A 22,498-nucleotide genomic window follows, 5' to 3' on the forward strand; every position below is an offset into this window, starting at 1 on the left:
TGGGTAACGACGTGACGACCTATCGCCTTGCCGTGGTCGCTGGTGACGGCATCGGGCCAGAAGTGATGGCTGAGGGGCTCAAGTGCCTCGCCGCCGCAACTGCGGACGCGAACATTGCCTTCGAAACCACCGAGTTCGATCTGGGTGCCAAGCGCTGGCACGCGACGGGGGAGACCCTGACGGACGAGGATCTCGCCGCCATCAAGGGTCACGACGTGATCCTGCTGGGCGCTATCGGCGACCCGACCGTGCCATCGGGCGTGCTCGAGCGGGGCCTGCTGCTCAGGCTGCGTTTCGAGCTCGACCAGTACGTCAACCTGCGACCCTCTCGCCTCTACCCCGGCGAGGTGTCGCCCCTGGCAGACCCCGGCGAGATCGACTTTGTGGTGGTCCGCGAGGGAACCGAAGGCCCCTACGTGGGCAATGGCGGCGCCCTGCGCGTCGACACTCCTCACGAGATCGCCACCGAGGTCTCGGTCAACACCCGTCACGGCGTGGAGCGCGTGGTGCGCTACGCGTTCGACGTCGCGGCGGGACGTGCCCGCAAGCACGTGACGCTGGTGCACAAGCACAACGTGCTGGTGCATGCCGGTCACTTGTGGCGCCGCACTGTCGAGGCCGTCGCGCCCGAGTTCCCCGACGTTTCGTGGGACTACCTGCACGTCGACGCCGCGACCATCAAGTTGGTCACGGACCCCGCTTCGTTCGATGTGATCGTCACCGACAACCTGTTCGGCGACATCCTGACGGACGAAGCGGCGGCCATCAGCGGCGGCATCGGCCTCGCGGCTTCCGGCAACGTCAACCCCGACAAGACCGGTCCGTCGATGTTCGAGCCGGTCCACGGCTCGGCGCCCGACATTGCGGGCAAAGGCATTGCGGATCCGTCGGCGACGGTGTTGTCGGTGGCCATGATGCTGGAGTTCCTCGGCTATCCAGAGCTCGCGAAGCGAGTCGAGGACGCCGTCGCGGCCGACGCCGCAGCAAAGGGCAACGCTTCGCGCACCACTTCGCAGGTGGGCGACGCGATCGCCGCACGCATCAAGGGTTAGGCACCACCGCCATGCGTCCTGGAGGGACATGAGGGCCGGATTTCGGCTCCACATTGCACTCATGTCCCTCTGGGACGCGGCCAGTTCGACCTCGTGGAAGTGAAAGGCAGTCTCGTGACAGGTATCACCACATCGGCCGTTGAGTCCCAGGCTGGGGCCTTCCGCGTTGTCGCGAACCCTTCGCCCACGTCGGACGAGGGCAGGGAAGCCGCGCTCGCTGATCTCAAGTTCGGCACGCAATTCACCGACCACATGGCTCACATCACGTGGACCAGGGATGACGGTTGGGGCGACAGGAGGGTCGAGCCTTACGGTCCGCTCACTCTCGACCCCGCCGCAGCCGTGTTGCACTACGCGCAAGAAATTTTCGAGGGGCTCAAGGCGTACCGCTGGGCGGACGGCTCCGTGTGGCTCTTCCGGCCCGACGCCAACGCAGAGCGCTTCAACCGTTCGGCGCGGCGCATGGCACTGCCAGAGCTGCCGGTTGAGGACTTCCTTGGCTCGGTGTCGTCGTTGCTGGCAGTCGACAATGCGTGGGTCCCTGGAGTGGAGGAAAGCAGCCTGTACTTGCGGCCCTTCATGTTCGCGTCTGAGGCCTTCCTTGGGGTTCGCCCGGCGAACGTGATCGAGTACTTGCTCATCGCCTCGCCCGTCGGCCCGTACTTCGCCGGCGGCGTCAAGCCGGTGTCCATCTGGGTGGCTCAAGGATTTCACCGCGCTGGGCCCGGAGGCACGGGTGCCGCCAAGTGCGGCGGCAACTACGCGGCCTCGCTGCTGCCTCAACAGCAGGCCTACGACAACGGCTGCCAGCAAGTGCTGTTCCTCGACGCGCGCGAGGGCCGCTACCTGGAAGAACTCGGCGGCATGAACGTGTTCGCGGTGCGCCGCGACGGCACGATCGAGACGCCGCGCCTTACCGGCACCATCCTCGAGGGGATCACCAGGGCCTCCGTCATCCAGTTGCTGGAGGACGAGAACTTCAAGGTGATCGAGAAGGACATCACGGCCGACGAGGTGGTGTCAGGAGTCGAGTCAGGTGACATTGCCGAGGTGTTCGCTTGCGGTACCGCCGCGGTGGTCACGCCTGTCGGTCGGCTCGCGTCTCCCGACTTTGACGTGACGATCAACGGGGGCGAGGCGGGCGACGTGACGATGCGCATTCGCAAGCGCCTCACCGACATTCAGTACGGTCGCGCCGAGGACACCTACGGTTGGATGCGGCGGGTCGTCTAGGCGGGGGGTCTCGGCCCCGCGTCGGTAGTTGGGCGGGGCGGACTCGCGTCTGCCGTCACGGTGGCGCATGATGGGAACAGGCAGGTTTCACCCCACCAGAGGAGTCGCGTCCATGTTCTCTTTGGACTTCGTCCTGAGCAGCCCCGACATCGCCGACGGCGAGCGGATCGATGACCGCTTCGCGGGCCAGCAAGGTGCGCAGACGCCGCGACTGAGCGTGGCAGGCGTGCCGGAGGGGGCCGTCGAACTGGCGGTCGTCTGTCACGATCCCGACGCGCCGCTGCCGGACGGCTTCACCCACTGGACGCTGTACGGCCTGCCGGCGGAAGACGGCGACGTCGACGTCTCGGCAGGGCGTGCCGGTCCGCATGACGACGACGGCGTGGGTTACGTCGGGCCCTTTCCCCCTCCGGGACACGGCCTCCACCACTACTACTTCTGGGTGTACGCCCTGAAGTCGCCCGTCGCTGGCACGCCGACGCGCGGTGAGTTCCTTCGCGAGTATCGAAGCGAGATCGTGGGGCAGGCAAGGCTCGTTGCTACCTACTCCCGATGATGGCCCTCGGGTGTGCGCGTCATGAACCGGCGCGCTAGGCGCGCCGAGGAGAGCTATCGCGCGGCTGAGCGCGCGATGTGGAACCACCACGGTTTGGAGCCGCAGGAGCGGTGGGTCGAGGTGGATTCGCTGGGGATCCGCGTGCGCGCGCTCGAGCACGGCGAGGGCAGGCCGGTGCTCTTCATTCACGGGACGCCCACGGCGGGCGGGGTGTTCGTGCCGCTCGTCGCGCAGTTGCCAGGGGTGCGGTCCATCGTGGTTGATCGGCCAGGCTGCGGCCTCAGCGAACCGTTGAACCTCGCCGGCACCACCGCCGAACGCATGCGCGATCAGATCGTGAAGTGGATGGCACCGCTCATCGCGGCGGTGGCGGACGGACCGGTCGACGTGGTGGCGAGTTCGGCCGGCGGGATGGCGGCGCTCGTGCTCGCCGCACGACGGCCCGACCTGGTGCGGACGGTGGCGCTGCTGGGGGCACCAGCCATCGAGGGCATGAACCTGCCCGCGTGGATGCGAGCGGCGACCATCCCGCCGCTCGCTCGTGCAGTCGCCCGCCACAACGTCAACCGACGCGACTTGGAGCGCTCCTTCAAGTCCATGGGACATGGGCCGCTGGTGCGCAATGGGGGACTGTCGCAAGAGGACCTCGAGTGGCGCTACGCCCTGTCACGTGACACGCACACCTATGACCACGAACTGCGCCTGATGCGTCTTGCGGCGACCTGGCGCGGGCCCCGTTCGCAGTGGTTGGCGAGTCTCACCGAAGTGGAGTCGCTCAAGGGGCCCTCGCTATGGGTGGCGGGGGAGCGGGACCCCTTCGCCACGCCGGAGCGCATCCGGTCGTGGGCCGCCCACGCTCAAGACGCCACCCTCCGGGTCATGCCGGGCGCTGGCCACCAGCCGTGGATCGATCGTCCCGGCGAACATGCGCGACTCCTTGAGCAATGGTGGAAGAACCTCGGCGCCGGTGCGTTGAACTATCGAGGGAACGAACACACGAGGAGGTACGCATGAAGGCATCACTGAACGGAACCGTCCTTGCGCAAGCGGACAAGGATGACCTGATCCGCATCGAAGGCAACTGGTACTTCCCACCGGAAAGCGTGCACGACGACCTCATGGTCGGTAGCCCCACGGAGTACCACTGCGCGTGGAAGGGCGACGCCCAGTACTTCAGCGCGCGCCTCGACGACGGCGAGCACGTTGACGTCGCGTGGAGCTATCCCGAGCCGATGGAGGGGTCCGTCGACCGCGTCGGCAAGGACTTCGCTGGTTACGTCGCGTTCGACCCGTCGATCGACATCTCCGAATAGTCGGACGGGCCCCGGGAGTCCAGAAACTGGACAGCTCCCGGGGCCCATTAGCGCGCACAACACGCCCAGTCGGTCGACTCGCGGAACTGCACGCGCGGAACTACGCGTCGGCGCGTGAGGGCTGACTGAGCGCCTGGACCGGTGCCATCTCGACGAGCCCTTCTGCGAACGCTGCGACGTCGGGATCCGTGGTGACGAGCGCATCAGCCTGAAGCCTCGCTACAGCGACATACTCGGCCGCCGTCGGCGAAAGGGCGTCGCGGCTCAGCGCGAGTTTCCACGCCGTCGCGCGCGAGACCCGGTCGTTGAGCAGGCGGATCCTCACGCCCGTGAGCGCCTCGAGAATGCTGCGGGCCTCATCGCGAGTGAGCGCTCCGGTCGCGACGCCGTCGTACAACGCCGCCATGGCGTCCGACCGCAAGCGGCCTGGTCCCACGAGCGTGTGGGACTCGTGCACTGCGATGCCCCCGCGAGCGATCTCAAGTGCCACGAGCGCATCGATGCCGTACCTCATACGTGTGCCCTCACTCCCGCGATCGCCCGGTCGACGACGTGTTCTCCCAGGGCTGACAGTACGTCGGGTGGCTGATGCTTGAGAGGTCCACGCGCGGCCAAGTCAGCGAAGCCGTGCACCGCTGACCAGCATGGCCATTCAGCGTGGACGCGCTCTTCGACGGTCAGCGCCCCCACAGCCACCATGTGGTCGAGCGCGTCGAGGAGCAGTTGGAACGGGGGTGGGACCTCGTTGCCGACGGTGACGGTGGGGTCTCCGCCGGAACGCGGGTCAAAGGTGAGTAGGGCGAGTTCGAACCAACCAGGTTCGGCGATCGCGAAGTGAATGTAGCCAAGGCCGACCCCTCGTAGGCGAGCAATCGCGCTGTCGGCGGCCCCTGCGTCGGCCGTGCCCGCCGCAGTGTCCCTGGCCCCAGCGTCGGCTGTGCCCCCGGCGTCGTCAAGCAAGGCGCCGATCTGCTCCCGCATGGCGGCGGCGAGGCGGTCCTGCGCCACCTGTGCCGCAGCCAGCACCAGCGCGTCCAGATCGGGAAAGTGGCGGTACGCCGCGTTGGGGGAGACGCCGGCGGCACGGGTGATCTCGCGCAGCCTGAGCGCGCCCGGTCCGCCTGAACGCGCGAGGTCGAGCGCCGCGTCGATCAGCGCGGGGCGCAGGTCCCCGTGGTGGTACCGCGTCACTTGCGGACTCATGTGTTGCCTCACACCCCCAGCGTGTGTACATTGTGAATCTGGCTAATGTGGACAGTGTATACACTGCTCGTGCCGACCATGAAAGTCCCCACAGAAGGCGACCCCCATGACAGAACTTGCCATCGAGACGCACGGTCTGGTGAAGGTGTTTGGCAAGGAACGCGCCGTCGACGGCGTCGACCTCGCGATCGAGCGCGGTGGGATCCACGGCTTCCTTGGGCCCAACGGTGCGGGCAAGACCACGTGCATTCGCATGCTCGCGACCCTGCTGAGGCCGGACTCAGGCACGGCCAAGGTGCTGGGGCATGACGTCGTTCATGCGGCCGACGAGGTGCGCTCGCTCGTGAGCCTCACCGGGCAGTTCGCCTCCGTCGATGGAGATCTCACCGGGCGCGAGAACCTGCGCCTGATCGGCAAGCTCTTCGGCTACTCGGGTCCGCAAGCGCTCAAGCGTGCGGACGAGCTACTCGGCGCCTTCGGGCTCGAGGACGCCGCCGACCGGCAGGTCAAGAAGTACTCGGGCGGCATGCGCAGGCGCATCGACATCGCCGCGAGCATCGTCGTCACGCCTGAGCTGCTGTTCCTCGACGAGCCGACCACGGGCCTGGACCCGCGCAGCCGCAACGAGGTGTGGGACATCATCCGCGCCATGGTGGGCAGTGGCACCACGGTCATGCTCACCACCCAGTACCTGGACGAGGCCGACCAGCTCGCCGACCGCATCTCGGTGATCGACCGCGGCAAGATCATCGCGGAGGGGACCTCGAGCGAACTCAAGGCCTCCGTGGGGAGCGGGTCGCTACACGTGCGCGTGATGCACCGGGCGGATCGCGCCGCCGCGAAGGCGATCCTTGAGCGAGAACTCGGCGTCGAGGTGGTGGAGATGGTAGATCCGCAGGCGCTCAACGCTGCTGTCGAGGCCTCTGGCCCCGTCACCCGCGCGCTGACCGCGCTCGAGGGGTCGAGCATCGAGTTGGCTCAGTTCGCCTTGGGGCAGCCGACGCTCGACGAGGTGTTCTTGGCCCTCACCGGCCATCCGGCCGAGGATTCCACCGACGAGGAGGTCGCGGCATGAGCACGCCTACCGACACTGCGGCCGCTCCCGCGAAGGAGGGGAAGGCGCCTCAAGCGTCGGCGATTGTGTCCGCCTTGGCCAGTACTGAGAGGCCGCAACGCCCTGGCCCCTTGTCCACCTCGCTCACGTTCGGGTGGCGAGCGTTGCTCAAGATCAAGCACGTGCCGGAGCAACTGTTCGACGTGACCGCGTTCCCCATCATCATGACGTCGATGTTCAGCGTGCTGTTTGGCGGGGCGCTCGCGGGCAGCACCGAGGACTACGTGCAGTTCTTCCTGCCGGGCATCATGGTCCAGTCGCTCATCATGATCACGATGTACACGGGACACACGCTGCGGACGGACATCGAGAAGGGCGTGTTTGACCGCTTCAGGTCCTTGCCGATCTGGCGGCCATCCGCCCTAGTAGGGATGCTGTTGGGCGACACGGTGCGCTTTACCATCGCCGCGATCGTCACGTCCGTGGTGGGGTTGCTGCTGGGATGGCGACCTGGAGGCGGCTTGGTGGGCGTGGTCCTTGGCGTGGTGCTGATCCTGGTGTTCGCGTTCTCGCTGGGCTGGATCTGGACGTTCCTCAGCCTGTTGCTGCGTTCCGCCAACTCGATCATGGGCGTGTCGATGATGATCATTACGCCCATCACGTTTGGCTCGAACATCTTTGTGGACCCCTCCACCATGCCAGGGTGGCTGCAAGCGTGGGTCGAGGTGAACCCTGTCTCACACCTGGTCACCAGCGTGCGCGACCTCATGGGAGGGACGCCGGTGGGGTCGAGCCTGCTTCTGGCGCTGCTGTGGTCGGCGGGGTTGGTCGCCGTGTTTGGGTCGCTGACGATGTGGAAGTACCGCGACCCGAGGTAGCCGCCTTCCGGTGGGGCCTTTCGTACGACTTGCGCGCCCAGGGGGCGATGGTGGCAGGCTGGAAGCATGAGGTCATTCGGTGCTGCACTTGTGTTCTTTGCTGAGATGGGCATGCTGATCGGCTTTGTGGTGCTTGGCTTGTGGTCAGGCGACGGGCCGATGAGCGTGGTCCTGGCGATCGCGCTGCCGGCGGCGGTCGCGGTGGTGTGGGGCGTGTTCCTGGCGCCGCGAGCCCCGCGCGTGCTTCCGTCGCGCATCGGACTGGTGTTTCGGCTCGCGCTGATTCTGGCCGGTGCGGTGGCGGCGTGGATAGCCGGGGTAGCGTGGCTTGCGGTGGTCACCGTGGTGCTCGCCGTGGTGGGCATGGTGATGGCTCGCGGGGCAGAGCGGGAGATTCCCGGCGCGCGTGCGCCTCGGTAGCCTGCTGGTGAATGCTCACTGGCGTCGGCCAGCGTGGCGCATTGCCCTCTCAGATCGGAGCCAGCCATGAGCGTCGGGGACGCCTTCAACCAGGTATGGGATGACGTCACGACGCAGGTGGTGGCTTCGACCGCGGCGGCGCTGTGGCCCTTGGCTGCCGTGGTGGTGTGCCTCTTGGTGCCGCAGGTGTGGCACATCGTGCGCCACGTGGTCACCATCGCGCACGAGGCGGGGCACGCTGGGGTGGCCGTCTTGCTGGGCCGGAGCGTGAGTGGGATCCGGCTGCATGCGGATACCTCTGGCCTGACAACGCATTCAGGGTCCACCAAGCGCTTGCCGCTCGCGCTGACGGCTTTTGCTGGCTACCCGGCACCCGCTGTGCTTGGCCTGGGCGCCGCGGTGCTGTTGGGCGCAGGCTATGCGTTCGCGCTGCTGTGGATCGCGGTGCTGCTGTTGGTGGTGGTCTTGGTCCAGATCCGCAACGTGTACGGGTTCTTGGTGATGGTGCTCGCGGTGGCTGGCGTTGGTTGGCTGGCGTGGGCCGGGGCTGACCCGTGGCGTGTGGGTGTGGCGTACGCGGTGGCGTGGCTCTTGCTGCTTGGGGCCGTGCGCGCCGTGGTGGAGTTGCACGGCTCGCGGCGGACGGCAGAGGGCCGCACGTCCGACGCCGACGCTTTGGCTCGCTCTACGCGCGTGCCCGGCGTGATCTGGGTGGGGGTGTTCTGGCTGGTCACTGTGGCGTGCGCTGCTGGCGGGGCTTGGTTGATGTTGGGGGATGTGGTCGGCGGTTAGGACGCGGTGGCTGTCGGCAATTTGGATGAAGAAGGGGCGCGCCTTCTAGAAAGAGCCAATCAATCTCCCCAAGAAGGGCTCGGTCTTCGTCCTGCTGTGGGCGCAGGCAGGTCGAGCGACGAGCCCTGGACGTGGGCAATGCGCTACTTCTCGAACGACGCGATCCATTCCTCAGCTAGTTTGCGGTCAAACTTCCCTTGATCGTCTATCCCTATGCAGTTGTCTGACAGGAACGTAGCAAGCCGGACGCCGTTCATCGGGATCACGCCACTGCGGTCGATCAGTAGGAGGCTGTCCCTTGTGAAGTCTCCGGTCGTGAAAAAAAGGACGAACACTGGATCCGAAAACCTGGGCCGGAATCCGTCGAGCGTCTGGTGACCGGGCGCATACACCTGAGCTCGAGCGAGCGCCACGCTGCCCACGATGGAACGGACTTCGTCGCTTGAGACCCGGCCCGAGGGGTAGTGCTTCGCCTGCCCCGCGAGCCATACGGACATGGTCGAGTCGATCGATGGGAGGACGCTCGCGTTGTCAAGCCTCGTACCTAGGCTGAGATGTCCGTAGAAGTCGATGCCTTGGTCCCGGGAAGTGCTCGTGACTGTAGCGTCGGTACATCCAAGCAAGGCGAGAACGCCGCGACCGAGGCATTCGAAGGCGCGCGGTTCGAGTACCTTGAGAACCTCTATCCACGCCGGTGCGGCGCTTCGGGCTCTCCTTGCCTTAACGACTGCGACGTCCGCTCCTGGATCCAAGAAGCCGGACCCTTGGATGAGGTGGGAGCCGGCAGAACTGAAAGTGAAGGAGCAGTAGTCGCTCGAGTTAAGCCGGTCTTGTTCGATTTCTTCGAGGATTGCTTCCACCTGCGAGTAAACCTCCTCGGCGACTTCGCCGGCGGTGTCGCGGCCAATATCCAAAACCTCGACGACCGCCGCAACTACGACTTGCCGGAGTTCGCTAGGTTCGGCGAGCGGGTGAACCATCGTTTCGATTTGTGTAGCGACACGCTCCGCTCGTGTGGCCACTATTCTGGCGAGCTTCCATTGCGTTCACTAAGGCGAGCCTGCTGCACGATTGCGGCGAGGTTGGACTGAAGCTTCTCGATCATGTCAATGTCCTCGTGCCCCATCGTCATGAAGTCGGAGAGCGGGATGTTGTTGATCGACTCGATAGCGGATTCGACTCGCTTGCGCCAAGCATGCCGTTCCTTCACCTGGAGCACTATTGCCTGCGCGGTTGCTAGGGTCTGACTCGGATCCTCTAGGGAGGTGCGCGCATCCTCGTTGCTAAGTAGTTCTCGGAGAGACCGAACCTCAGTGTACGAGTCGATCTTGGCGGGTCTCTTTGCGCCCTCGCCGTCGGTCCATGGGCACAGAAGACTGTAGAGGTCACGCGCCTTCTGCTCATCCGCGAACGAGTTCTCCTCGTTGTCCCAGCCGTAGTGGTCCCTCACCTTAGGGATCGCGACCGCCTCGTGCAGGAGAGCGTAGTGGTCGGGCGTCACATGGTGTCCGTACTCTTCGTCGGACCTCATCTGGTCGACCGCCTTGATCGCGCGGTATCGCCGGTTCACCTCTTGCGAGGGGAGGCCCAGGCGGGCCGCGACCTCCGGAGTGTCCAACCCCTCTTCATCTTTCAGGATGGCTACGATCTTTGCACCCTGGTATCCGCCCCACTCCTTGATGCCACCAACGTGGCGCACGCCCATGATCGCGAGTTCGGTGGCACGGTCGCTATCGTTGAGTCTCACGCACGGTACTGCGGCCATCACCTGAACCACAGCGGCGGGCACGTGCGCTCCAGCGAGGTGGTCTTGTTGCAGCCTCTTCAGGGTCGCGACACGCCGGTTGCCTTCGATCACGAGGTACTTGCCCGTGTCCTCCCCTGCGAGTTGATGCGGCTTGACCACGATCCGGTCCACTTCGAGGTAGCCGTTCTCCACGACCGATGCCCGGAGGTCACTCAGGCCGTCCTTGTCATGTCTGCGCAGAGCCGCGTCCTGGACAGACGGTTCGGCCACTCGGCGTTCGGCGATCTCTGGCGCGTCAGAGTTTCCGTGGAACCTGAAGTTATTCGGATCGAGTAGGAGGTCGTCGATTGCTGCAGTCATCGGTTCCATAGTCGCCATGATTCACCCTAGGTTCGTGTGGTTGCTGGAGGACCTTCACAAGCCGCCAGACGTTCTCGTGGCCAATAGAACCACCAACGTAGGGTGCGGCGCCAGGGACATTGCTCGCGGCGGCCCATCGGCAAGGCTGCCCCTCAATGTCCGAGTCCGGGTCTAGCCTCTAGTCATGGACACCGCAACGCTCACATCTATCGACCTGTTCGCCGGGGCAGGTGGGCTCTCTCAGGGGCTGAAGGAAGCCGGGTTTCGCGGCGTATACGCCAACGAACTGGTTCCGAGGTACGCGGAGACCTACAAACTCAATCACCCCGAAGTGTGGGTTGACAGCAGAGACATCCGGTCTGTCGATGCACATGCCGTGCGCACTGAGCTGGGGTTGGCAGAAGGCGAACTGGACCTCATCGCGGGCGGGCCGCCGTGTCAAGGCTTCTCGATCAACGCACCAGTGAGATCTGGCGATGACGATCGGAACCACCTGTTCCGTCAGTACCTGCGTTTTGTCGAGGAATTCCGACCGAGGGCAGTTGTGATCGAGAATGTTCCCGGACTTGTCTCCTTTGAGGGAGGGGCTACGCTCGACGCGATCTTGGCCTCTCTGCGAGATCTTGGCTACGGGGCTGACGTCCAGATTCTTTATGCGCCGCACCATGGCGTGCCGCAGACGCGGTGGCGCACTGTAGTAGTCGGTCTCCGAGGATCGACCGATGACGCTGTTGTCTTCCCGGACCCTACACGCGACGCTCCTATTCGGGTCAATTTCACCTCCAACCACGGCGGCAGGAAGCTTGTGCGCCTACCCACGAGCGTAGAGCTGCCCGCGCACGTTTCGGTCCGCGATGCGATCGGGGATCTTCCGCCGTTGGCCAATGGCGAGAGTTGGCGTGAGGGAGGGGACTACTCGACGCTGCCACAAAACGACTATCAGCGCGTACTGCGCGCTGGATCGCTCGGTGTCTATAACCATGGCGCGCCAAGGCTTGGGAACGTCAATCTATCCAGACTCCAGCACATTCCGGCCGGTGGAAACTGGACAAGCATCCCCGTGGAACTGCTGCCCAAGGGTATGAAGCGCGCGCGGCGCTCGGACCACACGAAGCGCTATGGCAGAGTGGATCCAAATGGCCTTGCTTCCACGATTCTCACGAAATGTGACCCCCACTGGGGCGCGTATTTTCACTATGATCAGGACAGGTCCTTTACAGTACGCGAAGCGGCTCGGATCCAGTCTTTCCCCGACTCTTATCGATTTGTGGGATCTAGGGTTGAACAGTACGAACAGGTAGGAAACGCGGTTCCGCCTCTGTTGGGTGCGGCCATTGGCCGCACTGTCGCCAAGAGCCTCGGCGATGCGTCAGGCGAGATTCTGATGGCGGTCTAGTTGTGTCAGGAACCATTCACGAGATCTTCGGGTATCGGGCCGACGACAAATCCGAGGTGGCGCGACGAGCCGCGGAGCAGTATCGCTGCCCGATCCTAGATAGTCGCTGCGAGAAGCAGCTACACACCACTGGCGATGGTCCCGCAGGTGTCTGTTCGATAAAGCCAATGACGAGTTCACCGGTCGTGTGCTGTCCGATTCGGCTCTACGCCGACGAATATCGGGTCCTTCGAGACGTGGCCGACATAGCCTTCGGACCGGGGCCGAAGCTCGTACCGGGCGGCAGCGCAGTGCCTGTCGCCATGCGTGATGGCAGACCGGTCGTCGCGGTCTTTGGCAAACGCTGGGGCGGCGAACTTCGCGTACCGAAGAAGTCCGGTACCGGCGGCTACTGGGTTGACTGGGTCCTAGCCTTGGTGAATGAGCGCGGCGACCTTGAAGAGTTTGTTGCTGTAGAAGTCCAAACCATCGACACGACCGGCAACTACAAGAACGGTCGTCGTGCGCTCCTTGATACTCGGGAGGTGGTTAAGACCACCGTTGGACTGAACTGGGAGAACGTCAATAAGCGCATTTTGCCGCAACTCGTGTATAAGGGCCAGTTGTTGCAACGAGAGAGTCTCTGCAGAAAGGGTCTCTTTTTTGTTGCGCCGCGAGCGGTCTACAACGAAGTGATCAAACGCGTTGGGGGTGTCGAGAAGCTGCCGACGTATGCGCTCCAGCCCGCGTCCGTGACATTCCTTGCGTACGACTACCTTCAGCGTGAGCCGGTCGACGGCGACGTCGCACCACTCGAGCGCGCAGTCCAGCATTCCACGACGGTCTACAAGCTGCAGGAGGCCTTCAACAACGTGCAGCTAACTGATGCGGACGTGTACACGCACGCGATACTCGACGGCCTCGGGCTGGCCTAGCGGCACGGCCACAACCTCCGCCGCGACCGATCCCAACTCGGCGACCTCCTCTACCGGAGCCTTCCTCCTTACACAGGTGAGGGCCACCATGCTCTACCGGCGGGTTGGCCAGCTGTTCGCCAGACTGTCGGCCCCGGCCCCGGCGCCGGGGCCGTGGCCTCCTCGCGCACCACGCTCTAGCGGCGCCGGTGCCTGCGTTCGCCCGTGGCTGGTGCTAGAGCGTCGCGGCAGGTTACGCCGGTCCGTTCAATTTGCGTCCCACCTCCTTGGTGCTATGCCCTGCGGTCCCCTGGATTTCCAGGCATAGGAGGGCGACCGAGCCTGTGAGTCTGGGCGCTGCAGGGAGTGACGGCTCGTGACAGAGAATGCGATCAGGCTGATTGCAGATGATGCTCGTGCCGGTCGATCGTCGTCTAGTTCGAGGTCAACCGCGCAGTGACCGTCACGACGCGGTCGACGGGCCGGGCGTTCATGCCCGCCCCGACCGGTGTGGCGTGGTGGCGGCTGCCGACGCGGAAGTTGTGTTCGTTGCCCACAATCGAACCCTCGAAGCGAAAGAGCGCGCGTTCGTCGTCGGCCCGAACGTACTGAGGGTGCATTGGCCGACCCACATGTGGTGGTGCAGGCCCCCGAGCAATGGGCCGCCAATGCGCACAGAGTCACCCCCCTGCTTGGCACGCGCCCGTCGGGGGCGCCTCGGCCATGTCTTCTACTATCAACTCTCGGCAGGCACGGGCTGGTGCACCCGACACGGGATGACTGAACCAACCCGGGATACGGTGGACGTCTTTGCCGGCCGTGGAGCCAGGTCCCCCGAGCCGCGTTGTACATGGCCGCCGGTTCGAGGTGCCAATCACTGCACCAGCCCCCCGGTGTAGGACTACTTCCATCCCGTCGTCACTCTCTAGGTCGCTCTCACCACGTGTGTGTGATACCACAGTGATACCATCGACCTCATGGCTATGACACTGCGCACCGATCCCGAGTTCGAGGCCGCGCTGGCGTTCCTTGCGCAGCACGACGAGGGCTCCAAGCAAGAGGCCGTTCGCCGCGCCGTTCTCGAACGTGCCGCGCGGCTCGGCCACCACGACCGCGTTGCCGCGCTTTCCGCGGAGTCCAAGGACCGCTGGGCCGACACGCTCCACCGCCTCGGCACCGTCTAGTTCATGACTGAATGGCTGACCCTCGAGGACCTGTTATTTCTCGCGGAGGACATCGGCGTGGGGCCGGTTCGCGATATGGGTCTGTTGGAATCGGCTGCGGCGCGCCCTGCGACCACGTACATGGGCACCGACTCGTACTCAAACCTTGAGCTCAAGGCTGCGGCGCTCTTCCATTCGCTCGTGTGCAATCACGCGCTCATCGACGGCAACAAGCGGATCGGATGGCACGCGACGGTTGTGTTCCTTGCGCTCAACGGCTACGAGCCCGACCTCACTCAAGATGAGGCCTTTGAGCTCACGATGGCGGTTGCTTCGGGGGAGTTGCGAGACGTCGAGGCTATTGCGCCGAGACTGAAGGTCATCGAGCGCTGACACCGGGCCACGAGGCGCTACACCCCCGCGACCACCTTCCCCAGCCCCGCCATCTCCGAAGCGCACGCGTTCCCGCCCGTCACGGCAAACCCCACCACGCCGGGCCGGTCAGGGTCAGCCAACGCACCGGCCAAGCCAGCAGCGCCGGCACCTTCGCACAAGGTGTGCGCCGCAGTCGCCATGAGTGACATGCCGTGGCGCAGATCGTCATCCGACACCAACAGGAAGTCGTCCAGCCGGTCGCGCATCACGGACTGAGGCAGTTCAAAGCCGGAGCCGGTCGCGAGCCCGCCCGCGAAGGTATGAGCCTCGACGGTCTGGATGGTGCCGGTCCGCCACGATTGATACGCAGCAGAAGCCCCCGACGCTTGAACGCCCACCACTCGCGTCGACGGGGCAATGGCGTCGCGCACCAGCAGCGCGCCCGCCAAGCCGGAGCCTGACCCCACGGGCACGTACAGCGTCTCGATCTCGGGATGAGCCTGCAGCAGCTCCAAATACACCGTGCCGTGGCCGTAGATGATCGCGGGAGTGTTGCCGGGGTTGACAAAGTGCAGGCCCTCGCGCGCGGCGAGCCCCTCTGCGAACTCGGCGGCCTGCGCCATGTCGGCGCCCTCGATCACGGCTCGGGCACCCCAAGCACGTACGGCGTCGACCTTGCCGGCCGGCGTGCTGCGCGGCATGACGATCGTGGCGGGCACGCCGGACCGCGCGGCGGCATACGCCAAGGACTGGGCGTGGTTTCCCGTGGAGACGGTGATGAGCCCGGCCGCGCGTGCCTCGGGGGAGAGCGTCGCCAACAGGTTGAGCCCGCCGCGCACCTTGAAGGCTCCGGTGGGCTGCACGTTCTCGTGCTTGACGATCGTGCGTGACCCCACTGCCGCGTCCAGCACCGGGTACGACCACGCGGGCGTCGGGGGCAGCAGATCGCGCAGGCGTTCGGCCGCCGCGTAGATGCCGTCAACGGTGAGCTTCTCCATGACTTGAGCATCGCTCACGCGCCACCCAGAGGTCCAATGAATGTTATCGACTAAAACCATAGACAAACTACATAGAATGAAGGAATGATCGACGTCTCCAGGCTCCAAGTCCTCGTTGCCCTCGCCAAGCACGGCACGGCGTCGGCCGCCGCGGAGGCCCTCCACTACTCCCAGCCCACCGTCTCCCACCACCTCAAGCGACTCGAAGCCGAGACGGGTGCGGTGCTGATGCGACGCGTCGGCCGGGGCCTGGTCCTCACGGACGAGGGCAAGCGCTTGGCCGCCAGGGGAGAGGAGATCCTCGGCCTCATGTCCCGCGCCTCGACCGAACTGGCGTCGGCGGTGTCCCTCCACAGCGGCCACGTGCGGCTCGCGATCTTCCCGTCAGGGATGGCGACCTTGGCCCCGCGCATCGTCACCGAGATGGCCGACCGCCACCCCGGGCTGCAACTCGACATTGCGGAGGCCGAGCCGCCAGAGGCCGAGCGCCTGCTCATCGAAGGCAAGGTCGACCTCGCCGTCACCTTCACCTACCCCCAGCAGCAGTGCAGCGACGCGGTCACCTCAGAGGTGCTGGGCGAGGACCCTCTGTACCTGATCACTCCGCCCACGCGGCATGTCGACGGCACCGTGGCCGTCGCGGGCCTGGCCGAATTCCACGCCGACGACTGGCTGGCCGGTTGCGAACGATGCCGCGGCTACCTGGTTAGCGCCTGCGCCCAGGCGGGTTTTGAGCCGAACATCCGCTTCGCGTCGGACGACTACGTGGCCACCCAGGCACTCATCGCCGTGGGCCACGGCGTGACGATGCTTCCTGGCCTGGCGCTCGCGGCGCACAGGCATCCCGATGTGGAAGTCACGCGTGTCGAGGGCGCGGCGCGGTCGCTGCGGCTCCTCTCGCTCGGGCGCCCGCCACTGCCGCCGGCGCTCGATGCAGCAAGCCACGTGGTGAGGGAAATCGTGGCCGCCGTGGCGGGCTCACCCCAGGCCGTCACAGGGTCCCCGTAGACTCGCGACGTGATTGTTCACGATCTTGAGACAGAGCAAGGCGTCATTCGTTGGCGCGAACAAGGTGATGCCGACGCACCCCTCACGGCCATCTGGCACCACGGCACCCCTGGTATCGGGGCGCCTCCCGCGCCCCTGTTGGACGCGTCGGAAGAGCGCGGGATTCGCTGGCTGAGCTTCGACCGCCCGGGCTACGGAGGCTCCACTCCGACTGACGCGTGGAGCATCATCGACGCCGCCGCCACGACGGCTCGCGTGGCCAGCGCCGCTGGCGCCGAGACCTTCGTAGTGGTGGGCCACTCCGGAGGGGGCCCCAACGCGCTCGCTTGCGCCGCCGTGCTCGGTGAACGCGTCAAGGCCGCAGTGTCGATCGCGGGGCTAGCGCCGTACGACGCCGCCGGCCTCGAGTGGTTCGCGGGCATGTACGACGGCGGGGAGGCCGAGTTGCGCTCTGCGGTAACGGGCGCCGACGCACTCCGCGCCTTCGTGGAGGACCTCGAGTACGACCCCCTCATGTTCACCGCAGCAGATCTTGAGGCGCTCGAAGGCCGGTGGTCGTCCTTCAATGGGCTTGCCGCGGCAGGAGTTGCCGAGGGCATGGGTGGCGTCGTGGCCGACAACCTCTCGTACGTGAGGCCGTGGGGCTTCGACGTCGCGGGCGTCGCCGCGCCCACGCTCCTGCTTCACGGCACGGATGACCGCGTGGTCCCCGTGGCGCACTCGCGGTGGCTCGCGGAGCACATCCCTGGTGTCGAATTCTGGGAGCGGTCGGGCGACGGCCACGTGTCGGTCATGAACGGAGTGTTCGACGCTCTCGATTGGCTGGGCGCGCGCCCGTAGCGTCGCTCCGATTGCGGGCGTCACACCGCCACGGGATGATTCCTGAATGATGGATCTGAGTTCCCTGAGCGACGCCCAGAAGGTCGCCCTTGCCGACACGATCGCGCGCCGCATCGGCGGGCACGCCTTCGGATCGGTGCCCAAGCGCGAGATCGACGTCGCTCTGTTCGCAGGTCTCATCGCCGCCGGCTACATCGATGCCGACGAGCCACAATTCTCGCTGTCGCGAAAGCTCGGCATCACCCCTGGCCGGGTGAGGGGCCTCATGTACGCGTATCGGCTTTCCACGGCCGACGGCGGGGGAGACATCGCGGCGATCGTTGACCACGTGCGGGTGGTCCAGATCGAAGCCGACGGAGACGCCGTGTTCAACGTCGAGGACGCGTTCGCGCGTGATGCCTTCGAGGCGCGACTCAAGCAAGTCGACGTGTTCACCGACGGCTCGTTCAACCGCGAGCGCATCATCGTGCCCACCGAGGTGTTCCTGGCGGCGCTCGACGATGCTTTGGGGAGGGATGGCGAACGGCTCCGCGAACGCATCGAGGACCTGCTGGCCCAGCGCGCTCGCGACCGTCGTTTGCGAGTGGTTGGCGACGTTGCCAAGAAGCTCGTGGGCGACACTGCGGGCGTGACGTTGCGCGCACTCCTTGAGGCGTCCTTGTAGTGGTCTTTGCCGGGAGTAAGGTGTCCGAATGGAGGACATTCAATGACCCACTCCTTCACGGTGACGCGGCACACAGCTCCCGCTTCTGACGCCGATCGCGCCAGCCTCATGGACGCTCCGGCCTTCGGCACGGTGTTCACCGACCACATCGCGAAGGCCACCTGGACTCTCGACGGAGGCTGGGGCGAGCACAGGATCGAGCCCTTTGGCGATCTCACCTTGCACCCGGCCGCGCTCGTGTTGCACTACGGCCAGCAGGTGTTCGAGGGTCTCAAGGCGTACCGCTGGGCCGATGGTTCGGTCCATTTGTTTAGGCCGGAGGCGAATGCGCTCAGGCTCTCGGTGTCGGCGCGCAGGCTCGCATTGCCTGAACTTCCTGAGGAGGACTTCTTGGCCTCCATCGAGGCTCTGCTCAGCGTCGACGCGCCGTGGGTGCCCGGCGAGCCGGAGACCAGCCTCTACTTGCGGCCTACCCTCATCGGCACCGAGGCGTGCCTGGGGGTGAGGCCCTCGCTGACCGTCGAGTACATGCTGCTCGCCTCGCCAGTGGGCGCCTACTTCACGGGCGGCGTCAAGCCCGTCTCCATCTGGGTCGCCCAGGGCTTTCATCGCGCCGGTGCCGGGGGAACGGGGCAGGCGAAGACCGCCGGCAATTACGCGGCGTCGATGCTGCCGCAGCAGCAGGCTCAAGACAACGGTTGCGGTCAGGTGCTGTTCCTGGACGCACGCGAGGACAAGTACGTCGAAGAGTTGGGCGGCATGAATGTGTTCGCCGTGATGGCCGATGGCTCGGTCATCACCCCGCGCCTGACGGGAACCATTCTTGAAGGAGTGACACGCGACTCTGTGATCGCGTTGTTGTGCGACGCCGGGCACGACGTGGTGGAGCGGGACCTCGAACTCGAGGAGTTGCGCTCAGGGATTGCGAGTGGTGCCGTGGCCGAAGTGTTCGCGTGCGGCACGGCGGCGGTGGTCACGCCGGTCGCGAGACTCGTCTCGCCCGACTTCGATCTGACGGTAGGTAAGGGCGAGCCCGGCACGGTCACCATGGAAGTGCGCGAGCGGCTCACCGGCATCCAGTACGGGCGAGTCGAAGACGTGTTCAACTGGATGCGGGCGGTCGCTTAAGCCGCCTTCGCGGGAGGGCGACGGCGCCACTCGCAAGCGGCCACTTCTTCGCTAACCTACGCCCCCGTAGGTTATGATGGTGCGATGACTCAGACAGTGCTGTCGTCACCAGGACTCGCCTCCATCCCCGCGAGTATGCACCTCACCGATTTGCTCAACGAACGTGCTGATGCCGAGCCGGATCGGGTATTCGCCGAGGTCAAGAACGACCAGGGCGAATGGTCTCCCGTGACGCTGGCCGAGTACCGCTCGCGCGTCCGGGCCGTGGCCAAGGGACTGGTCGCGGCGGGCGTGAAGCCCGGCGATCGCGTGGGTCTCGTGGGCGAGACTCGCATCGAATGGTCGATCGTCGACTTTGCGATCTTTGCCGCCGGCGGGGTCACGGTGCCGATCTACCCCTCGTCCTCAGACTCGCAATTCGCGTGGATCATCGCCGACGCCGGCATCAAGGTGGTCGCCGCCGAGCGTGCCGAGTCTCGCGAGACTCTCGCTGCTCTTGATGGCGCACCGAGAGTGTTCGGGCTCGACCAGGCCGCGATGGACGAGCTCACGGAACTGGGCAAGGGCGTCTCGGACGCCGAACTCGACGCGTGCACCGCCGACGTGGTGGGGGCCGACCTCGCCACCATCATCTACACGTCGGGCACCACCGGCCGGCCCAAGGGCGCAATGCTCACGCATCGCAACTTTGTGGAGCACGCGAAGAACGTGGAGCTTGACCCGAACTTTGGTGGCTTTGTGCGCGGCGAGACGAGGGGACTGCTGTTCCTCCCGCTCGCGCACGTCTTCGCACGCTTGGTGATGGTGCTTGCCCTCAGTTCCGGGGCCGTGCTGGGCTACGCGCCTACGCACAAGACGCTCGCCGCAGACCTCGCATCGTTCAAGCCCACCTGGATGCCGCTGGTGCCGAGGGTTCTCGAGACCATCTACAACCGCGCGGACACGTCCATGAAGGGCGTGCGCAAAGTGCTCTTCCGATGGTCCGCCCGAGTGGCACGCCAGAAGTCCCTCGCGCGTGAGACCGGAGGCGCCGGGGCGTGGCTCAACCTGAAGTTTGCCATTGCTGACCGCCTGGTGCTCGGCAAGATTCGCCACCTGCTCGGCGGTCAGCTGGCCTACGTGCTCGCGGGCGGCGCACGCCTCACGCCGGAGATCGGACACTTCTTCCGCGGGGTGGGCGTGGAGGTGCTGCAGGGCTACGGCCTCACGGAGACCACGGCCGCTCACGCGGGCTCTCCCGACAAGATCGGCGTCATGGGCACCGTGGGACAGCCCATCGCGGGCGGCGAGTTCACGCTGGCAGAAGACGGCGAGATCCTGACGCGCGGTATCAACACCTTCGCTGGCTACTGGAATGCACCGGAGCTCACCGCCGAAGTGATGCGCGACGGCTGGTTCGCCACCGGCGACCTCGGCGAGATTCACGACGGAACCCTCACCGTCGTCGGCCGCAAGAAGGAACTGCTCGTGCTTTCCTCAGGAAAGAACGTCCAGCCAGCCATCTTGGAAGACGCGATGCGCTCGCACCCGGCCATCCAAGACACCGTGGTGGTGGGGGAGGGCAGGCACTTCGTCTCCGCGCTGGTCGCGCTCGATGAGGTCTTGCTGCCCGCCTGGCTCGTCGCCCACAAGCTCCCGGAGATGAACGTCGAGGAGGCCTCGATGAACGAGCGGGTCCGTGAACTCGTCGGCCGCGCGATCGCCGCCGCGAATGAACACGTGTCCCGCGCGGAGGCGATCAAGGAGTACCGCATTCTGCCTCGCGGCCTGTCGGAGACGCGCGAGGAGCTCACCGCTTCGCTCAAGATCCGCCGCGACGTGGTCCTCACGCACTTCGCCGACGTTGTCGAAGACATCTACTCGCGCGCCTTTCCCAAGGCCGGGGGCGAGGCTTAACCGCCCCCTAGCCCTGGGAAGACGTTCTCTACTGCGGCTGAATCTCTTCGAGATTGGCCAGGTGCTCCTCGAAGGTGGTCGCAAAGCGCGTCTCACTATCGACGACGACGAAGTACAACCAGTCGCCTTCTGCTGGGTGGAGCGCCGCATCGATCGCGGCGTCGGAAGGCGAGTTGATCGCTGATGGCGGCAGGCCCTCGTACATGTACGTGTTGTAGGGGCTGTCGATCAGGAAGCCATCGTCGGACACGACGTTGATATCGGGCCGCACCACGTAGAAGATCGGTGAGTCGACCTGCAGCATGAGCCCTTGATTGAGGCGGTTCTGGAGGACGCGGGCCGCCGTGGGCATGTCCGCCTCGAGTGGGATCTCCGCCTGAAGAATCGAGGCCGTCGTGAGCACGGCCTGACGCTGGTCCTCTGGCACCCCGAGGGCCTCAAACTGCGCGATCCTCGGCGCGATGAGCGCCTCGGCGATGTCTACCGCGCTCGAGTCTGGCGCGATGGTGTACGAGCCGGCCTTGATCCAGCCCTCGGGGTTAGCGTCGCCAGGAGCGGCAGCCGCGAGGGCCGTCAGCAGTGCCTCCTCGTCGACGCCGAGCGTGGCGGCGTTCGCCGCGACCCAGTCATCCAGACGTTCCCCGACAGGGAACGAGACTTCTTCAAACGTGACGGCCGACGCTGTGGGCGTCTCGCTGGGCACCGCCGTCGGGCTCGCCAGTGTCGCGCTTCCTGGCGCCGCCATGTCTGCGGAGCCATCTAGGAGCGACAGGGCGCCCCAGGTTCCAGCCCCGACGACGCCGACGCTGGCGACGGCGCCCGCGGAGGCCCGCACCGTGCGCTGCACCCGCACCTTGTGCGTCACCGCGCGGTGGCTGGTGGCCAGGCCAGTGCTCGCAAACTGCGCGGCACCGAGCCGTTCAATGGAACTGAGGTGTTCGTGTGCGTTGATCATCGTGATCCTCCTGCATCGTGGTGAGTGAGTACTGTGACGCCGGGTTCCTCAGGAAACTCCACGTCGGCGAGCGCTACGCGCAGCTTCGCGGTCGCGTCGGCGAGATAGCGCTTCACGGTGCCGGTGGCGAGGTTGAGCTCTGCGGCGACGCCCGCTACCGGCCTGTCCTCGAGGTATCTCAACACCACGCAGGCGCGCTCGCGGGGCGGCAAGGTGAGCAACGCCGCATGAAAGTCGAGTGATGCCGCCACGGAGTCCGAGGGGTCGCTGGTGGGCGCGACGTGTTCAGCGCCACCAAGGTCGCCAGCGTCGCCATGCTGACGCTGGGGTCTCGCCTTGGCGCGCCTGCCTCCGTCCACGAACGCCGACGCGATGGCCCGCTTCACGTACGCATGCGTCGTATCAATACCGCGGGTGGCCTTGCCGCTACGGAACGTGCGCACGAGGGCCGACTGCACCAGGTCTTCGGCGTCGGCGGCGTTCCCTGTCAGCACGTAGGCATAGCCGAAAAGCGCGGCGCCCCGTTCCCTGACCAGCTCATCGAGCGCTCGTGACCATGAACTCATGAATCCAT

The 22,498-nt window shown here is 65.7% G+C and carries 26 protein-coding genes; 18 read left to right on the forward strand and 8 right to left on the reverse strand.

The genetic code is table 11. From position 1 onward, the window contains the following. The first annotated feature begins 11 nt into the window (after positions 1-11). The 5 genes from LGT36_RS02225 to LGT36_RS02245 all read left to right on the forward strand — a co-directional run bounded on the left by LGT36_RS02225 (position 12) and on the right by LGT36_RS02245 (position 4,154). Positions 12-1,052, forward strand: a complete 1,041-nt coding sequence (locus LGT36_RS02225; protein WP_226097497.1) for a 3-isopropylmalate dehydrogenase — start codon at positions 12-14, stop codon at positions 1,050-1,052. 123 nt (positions 1,053-1,175) lie between these two features. Further along, positions 1,176-2,285: a branched-chain amino acid aminotransferase gene (locus LGT36_RS02230; RefSeq protein WP_226097509.1), complete on the forward strand. Its 1,110-nt coding sequence runs from the start codon at positions 1,176-1,178 to the stop codon at positions 2,283-2,285. A gap of 112 nt (positions 2,286-2,397) precedes the next feature. After that, positions 2,398-2,841, forward strand: coding sequence for a YbhB/YbcL family Raf kinase inhibitor-like protein (locus LGT36_RS02235; protein WP_226097496.1), 444 nt, complete (start codon positions 2,398-2,400; stop codon positions 2,839-2,841). Positions 2,842-2,862: 21 nt separating this feature from the next. Next, the gene (locus LGT36_RS02240; protein WP_226097495.1) at positions 2,863-3,855 is read left to right on the forward strand and encodes an alpha/beta fold hydrolase; all 993 of its coding nucleotides are present in this window, start codon (positions 2,863-2,865) and stop codon (positions 3,853-3,855) included. Further along, positions 3,852-4,154, forward strand: a complete 303-nt coding sequence (locus LGT36_RS02245; RefSeq protein WP_226097494.1) for a DUF427 domain-containing protein — start codon at positions 3,852-3,854, stop codon at positions 4,152-4,154. Before LGT36_RS02240 ends, LGT36_RS02245 begins: the two co-directional genes overlap by 4 nt. 100 nt (positions 4,155-4,254) lie before the next feature. Here LGT36_RS02245 and LGT36_RS02250 read toward each other — a convergent pair whose 3' ends face one another. Both LGT36_RS02250 and LGT36_RS02255 read right to left on the reverse strand, forming a co-directional pair. Then, entirely contained in the window at positions 4,255-4,668 is a 414-nt protein-coding gene (locus LGT36_RS02250) for a hypothetical protein (RefSeq protein ID WP_226097493.1), read from the reverse strand. Continuing rightward, on the reverse strand, positions 4,665-5,357 hold the full coding sequence (locus LGT36_RS02255; protein ID WP_226097492.1) for a TetR-like C-terminal domain-containing protein: 693 nt from the start codon (positions 5,355-5,357) through the stop codon (positions 4,665-4,667). The genes LGT36_RS02250 and LGT36_RS02255 overlap by 4 nt, the downstream gene beginning before the upstream one ends. A 106-nt stretch (positions 5,358-5,463) precedes the next feature. Between LGT36_RS02255 and LGT36_RS02260 the strand changes: the two genes are divergently transcribed. The 4 genes from LGT36_RS02260 to LGT36_RS02275 all read left to right on the forward strand — a co-directional run bounded on the left by LGT36_RS02260 (position 5,464) and on the right by LGT36_RS02275 (position 8,501). Further along, positions 5,464-6,432: an ATP-binding cassette domain-containing protein gene (locus LGT36_RS02260; RefSeq protein ID WP_226097491.1), complete on the forward strand. Its 969-nt coding sequence runs from the start codon at positions 5,464-5,466 to the stop codon at positions 6,430-6,432. Further along, positions 6,429-7,289, forward strand: coding sequence for an ABC transporter permease (locus LGT36_RS02265; RefSeq protein ID WP_226097490.1), 861 nt, complete (start codon positions 6,429-6,431; stop codon positions 7,287-7,289). The genes LGT36_RS02260 and LGT36_RS02265 overlap by 4 nt, the downstream gene beginning before the upstream one ends. A gap of 66 nt (positions 7,290-7,355) precedes the next feature. Next, positions 7,356-7,709 carry a YrdB family protein gene (locus tag LGT36_RS02270; RefSeq protein ID WP_226097489.1) on the forward strand — a complete coding sequence of 118 codons (354 nt, stop codon included), beginning with the start codon at positions 7,356-7,358 and terminating at the stop codon, positions 7,707-7,709. Positions 7,710-7,775: 66 nt separating this feature from the next. After that, a complete protein-coding gene (locus LGT36_RS02275) occupies positions 7,776-8,501 on the forward strand; it encodes a M50 family metallopeptidase (protein ID WP_226097488.1) in 726 nt (241 codons plus the stop codon). Between the two features lie 143 nt (positions 8,502-8,644). Here LGT36_RS02275 and LGT36_RS02280 read toward each other — a convergent pair whose 3' ends face one another. Both LGT36_RS02280 and LGT36_RS02285 read right to left on the reverse strand, forming a co-directional pair. Next, a complete protein-coding gene (locus LGT36_RS02280) occupies positions 8,645-9,481 on the reverse strand; it encodes a restriction endonuclease (protein ID WP_226097487.1) in 837 nt (278 codons plus the stop codon). Between the two features lie 41 nt (positions 9,482-9,522). Next, a complete protein-coding gene (locus LGT36_RS02285; RefSeq protein WP_226264650.1) occupies positions 9,523-10,626 on the reverse strand; it encodes a ParB N-terminal domain-containing protein in 1,104 nt (367 codons plus the stop codon). Positions 10,627-10,792: 166 nt separating this feature from the next. Here LGT36_RS02285 and LGT36_RS02290 point away from each other — a divergent pair, with 166 nt between their 5' ends. Together LGT36_RS02290 and LGT36_RS02295 are read left to right on the forward strand one after the other, a co-directional pair. After that, positions 10,793-12,004, forward strand: coding sequence for a DNA cytosine methyltransferase (locus LGT36_RS02290; protein WP_226097485.1), 1,212 nt, complete (start codon positions 10,793-10,795; stop codon positions 12,002-12,004). A gap of 56 nt (positions 12,005-12,060) precedes the next feature. Next, positions 12,061-12,918 (forward strand): NotI family restriction endonuclease, encoded by an 858-nt coding sequence (locus tag LGT36_RS02295; protein ID WP_248642198.1) that lies wholly within the window; start codon positions 12,061-12,063, stop codon positions 12,916-12,918. 413 nt (positions 12,919-13,331) lie between these two features. On the opposite strand, the gene LGT36_RS02300 is transcribed toward LGT36_RS02295, so the two are convergent. Next, positions 13,332-13,517, reverse strand: coding sequence for a hypothetical protein (locus LGT36_RS02300; RefSeq protein WP_226097483.1), 186 nt, complete (start codon positions 13,515-13,517; stop codon positions 13,332-13,334). 357 nt (positions 13,518-13,874) lie between these two features. Here LGT36_RS02300 and LGT36_RS02305 point away from each other — a divergent pair, with 357 nt between their 5' ends. Together LGT36_RS02305 and LGT36_RS02310 are read left to right on the forward strand one after the other, a co-directional pair. After that, positions 13,875-14,081 carry a CopG family transcriptional regulator gene (locus LGT36_RS02305; protein WP_226097482.1) on the forward strand — a complete coding sequence of 69 codons (207 nt, stop codon included), beginning with the start codon at positions 13,875-13,877 and terminating at the stop codon, positions 14,079-14,081. Positions 14,082-14,084: 3 nt separating this feature from the next. Continuing rightward, positions 14,085-14,453, forward strand: coding sequence for a type II toxin-antitoxin system death-on-curing family toxin (locus tag LGT36_RS02310; protein WP_226097481.1), 369 nt, complete (start codon positions 14,085-14,087; stop codon positions 14,451-14,453). Between the two features lie 17 nt (positions 14,454-14,470). On the opposite strand, the gene LGT36_RS02315 is transcribed toward LGT36_RS02310, so the two are convergent. Beyond that, the gene (locus LGT36_RS02315) at positions 14,471-15,451 is read right to left on the reverse strand and encodes a threonine/serine dehydratase (protein WP_226097480.1); all 981 of its coding nucleotides are present in this window, start codon (positions 15,449-15,451) and stop codon (positions 14,471-14,473) included. A 66-nt stretch (positions 15,452-15,517) separates the two neighbouring features. Between LGT36_RS02315 and LGT36_RS02320 the strand changes: the two genes are divergently transcribed. The 5 genes from LGT36_RS02320 (at position 15,518) to LGT36_RS02340 (ending at position 20,969) form a co-directional block, all read left to right on the forward strand. Next, a complete protein-coding gene (locus LGT36_RS02320; protein ID WP_226097479.1) occupies positions 15,518-16,441 on the forward strand; it encodes a LysR family transcriptional regulator in 924 nt (307 codons plus the stop codon). Positions 16,442-16,450: 9 nt separating this feature from the next. Further along, the gene (locus LGT36_RS02325) at positions 16,451-17,281 is read left to right on the forward strand and encodes an alpha/beta fold hydrolase (RefSeq protein ID WP_226097478.1); all 831 of its coding nucleotides are present in this window, start codon (positions 16,451-16,453) and stop codon (positions 17,279-17,281) included. Between the two features lie 46 nt (positions 17,282-17,327). Beyond that, positions 17,328-17,945 carry a hypothetical protein gene (locus LGT36_RS02330; RefSeq protein ID WP_226097477.1) on the forward strand — a complete coding sequence of 206 codons (618 nt, stop codon included), beginning with the start codon at positions 17,328-17,330 and terminating at the stop codon, positions 17,943-17,945. Positions 17,946-17,987: 42 nt separating this feature from the next. Beyond that, positions 17,988-19,073, forward strand: a complete 1,086-nt coding sequence (locus tag LGT36_RS02335; protein WP_226097476.1) for a branched-chain amino acid aminotransferase — start codon at positions 17,988-17,990, stop codon at positions 19,071-19,073. 84 nt (positions 19,074-19,157) lie between these two features. After that, entirely contained in the window at positions 19,158-20,969 is a 1,812-nt protein-coding gene (locus LGT36_RS02340) for a long-chain fatty acid--CoA ligase (protein ID WP_226097475.1), read from the forward strand. A gap of 28 nt (positions 20,970-20,997) precedes the next feature. Here the strand turns inward: LGT36_RS02340 and LGT36_RS02345 are convergent, their stop codons facing one another. Together LGT36_RS02345 and LGT36_RS02350 are read right to left on the reverse strand one after the other, a co-directional pair. Beyond that, positions 20,998-21,924 carry an endolytic transglycosylase MltG gene (locus LGT36_RS02345; protein WP_226097474.1) on the reverse strand — a complete coding sequence of 309 codons (927 nt, stop codon included), beginning with the start codon at positions 21,922-21,924 and terminating at the stop codon, positions 20,998-21,000. Then, positions 21,921-22,490, reverse strand: coding sequence for an RNA polymerase sigma factor (locus tag LGT36_RS02350; RefSeq protein ID WP_226097473.1), 570 nt, complete (start codon positions 22,488-22,490; stop codon positions 21,921-21,923). The genes LGT36_RS02345 and LGT36_RS02350 overlap by 4 nt, the downstream gene beginning before the upstream one ends. Positions 22,491-22,498 lie beyond the last annotated feature (8 nt).

Source organism: Demequina sp. TMPB413 (assembly GCF_020447105.2).
Lineage (GTDB): Bacteria > Actinomycetota > Actinomycetes > Actinomycetales > Demequinaceae > Demequina.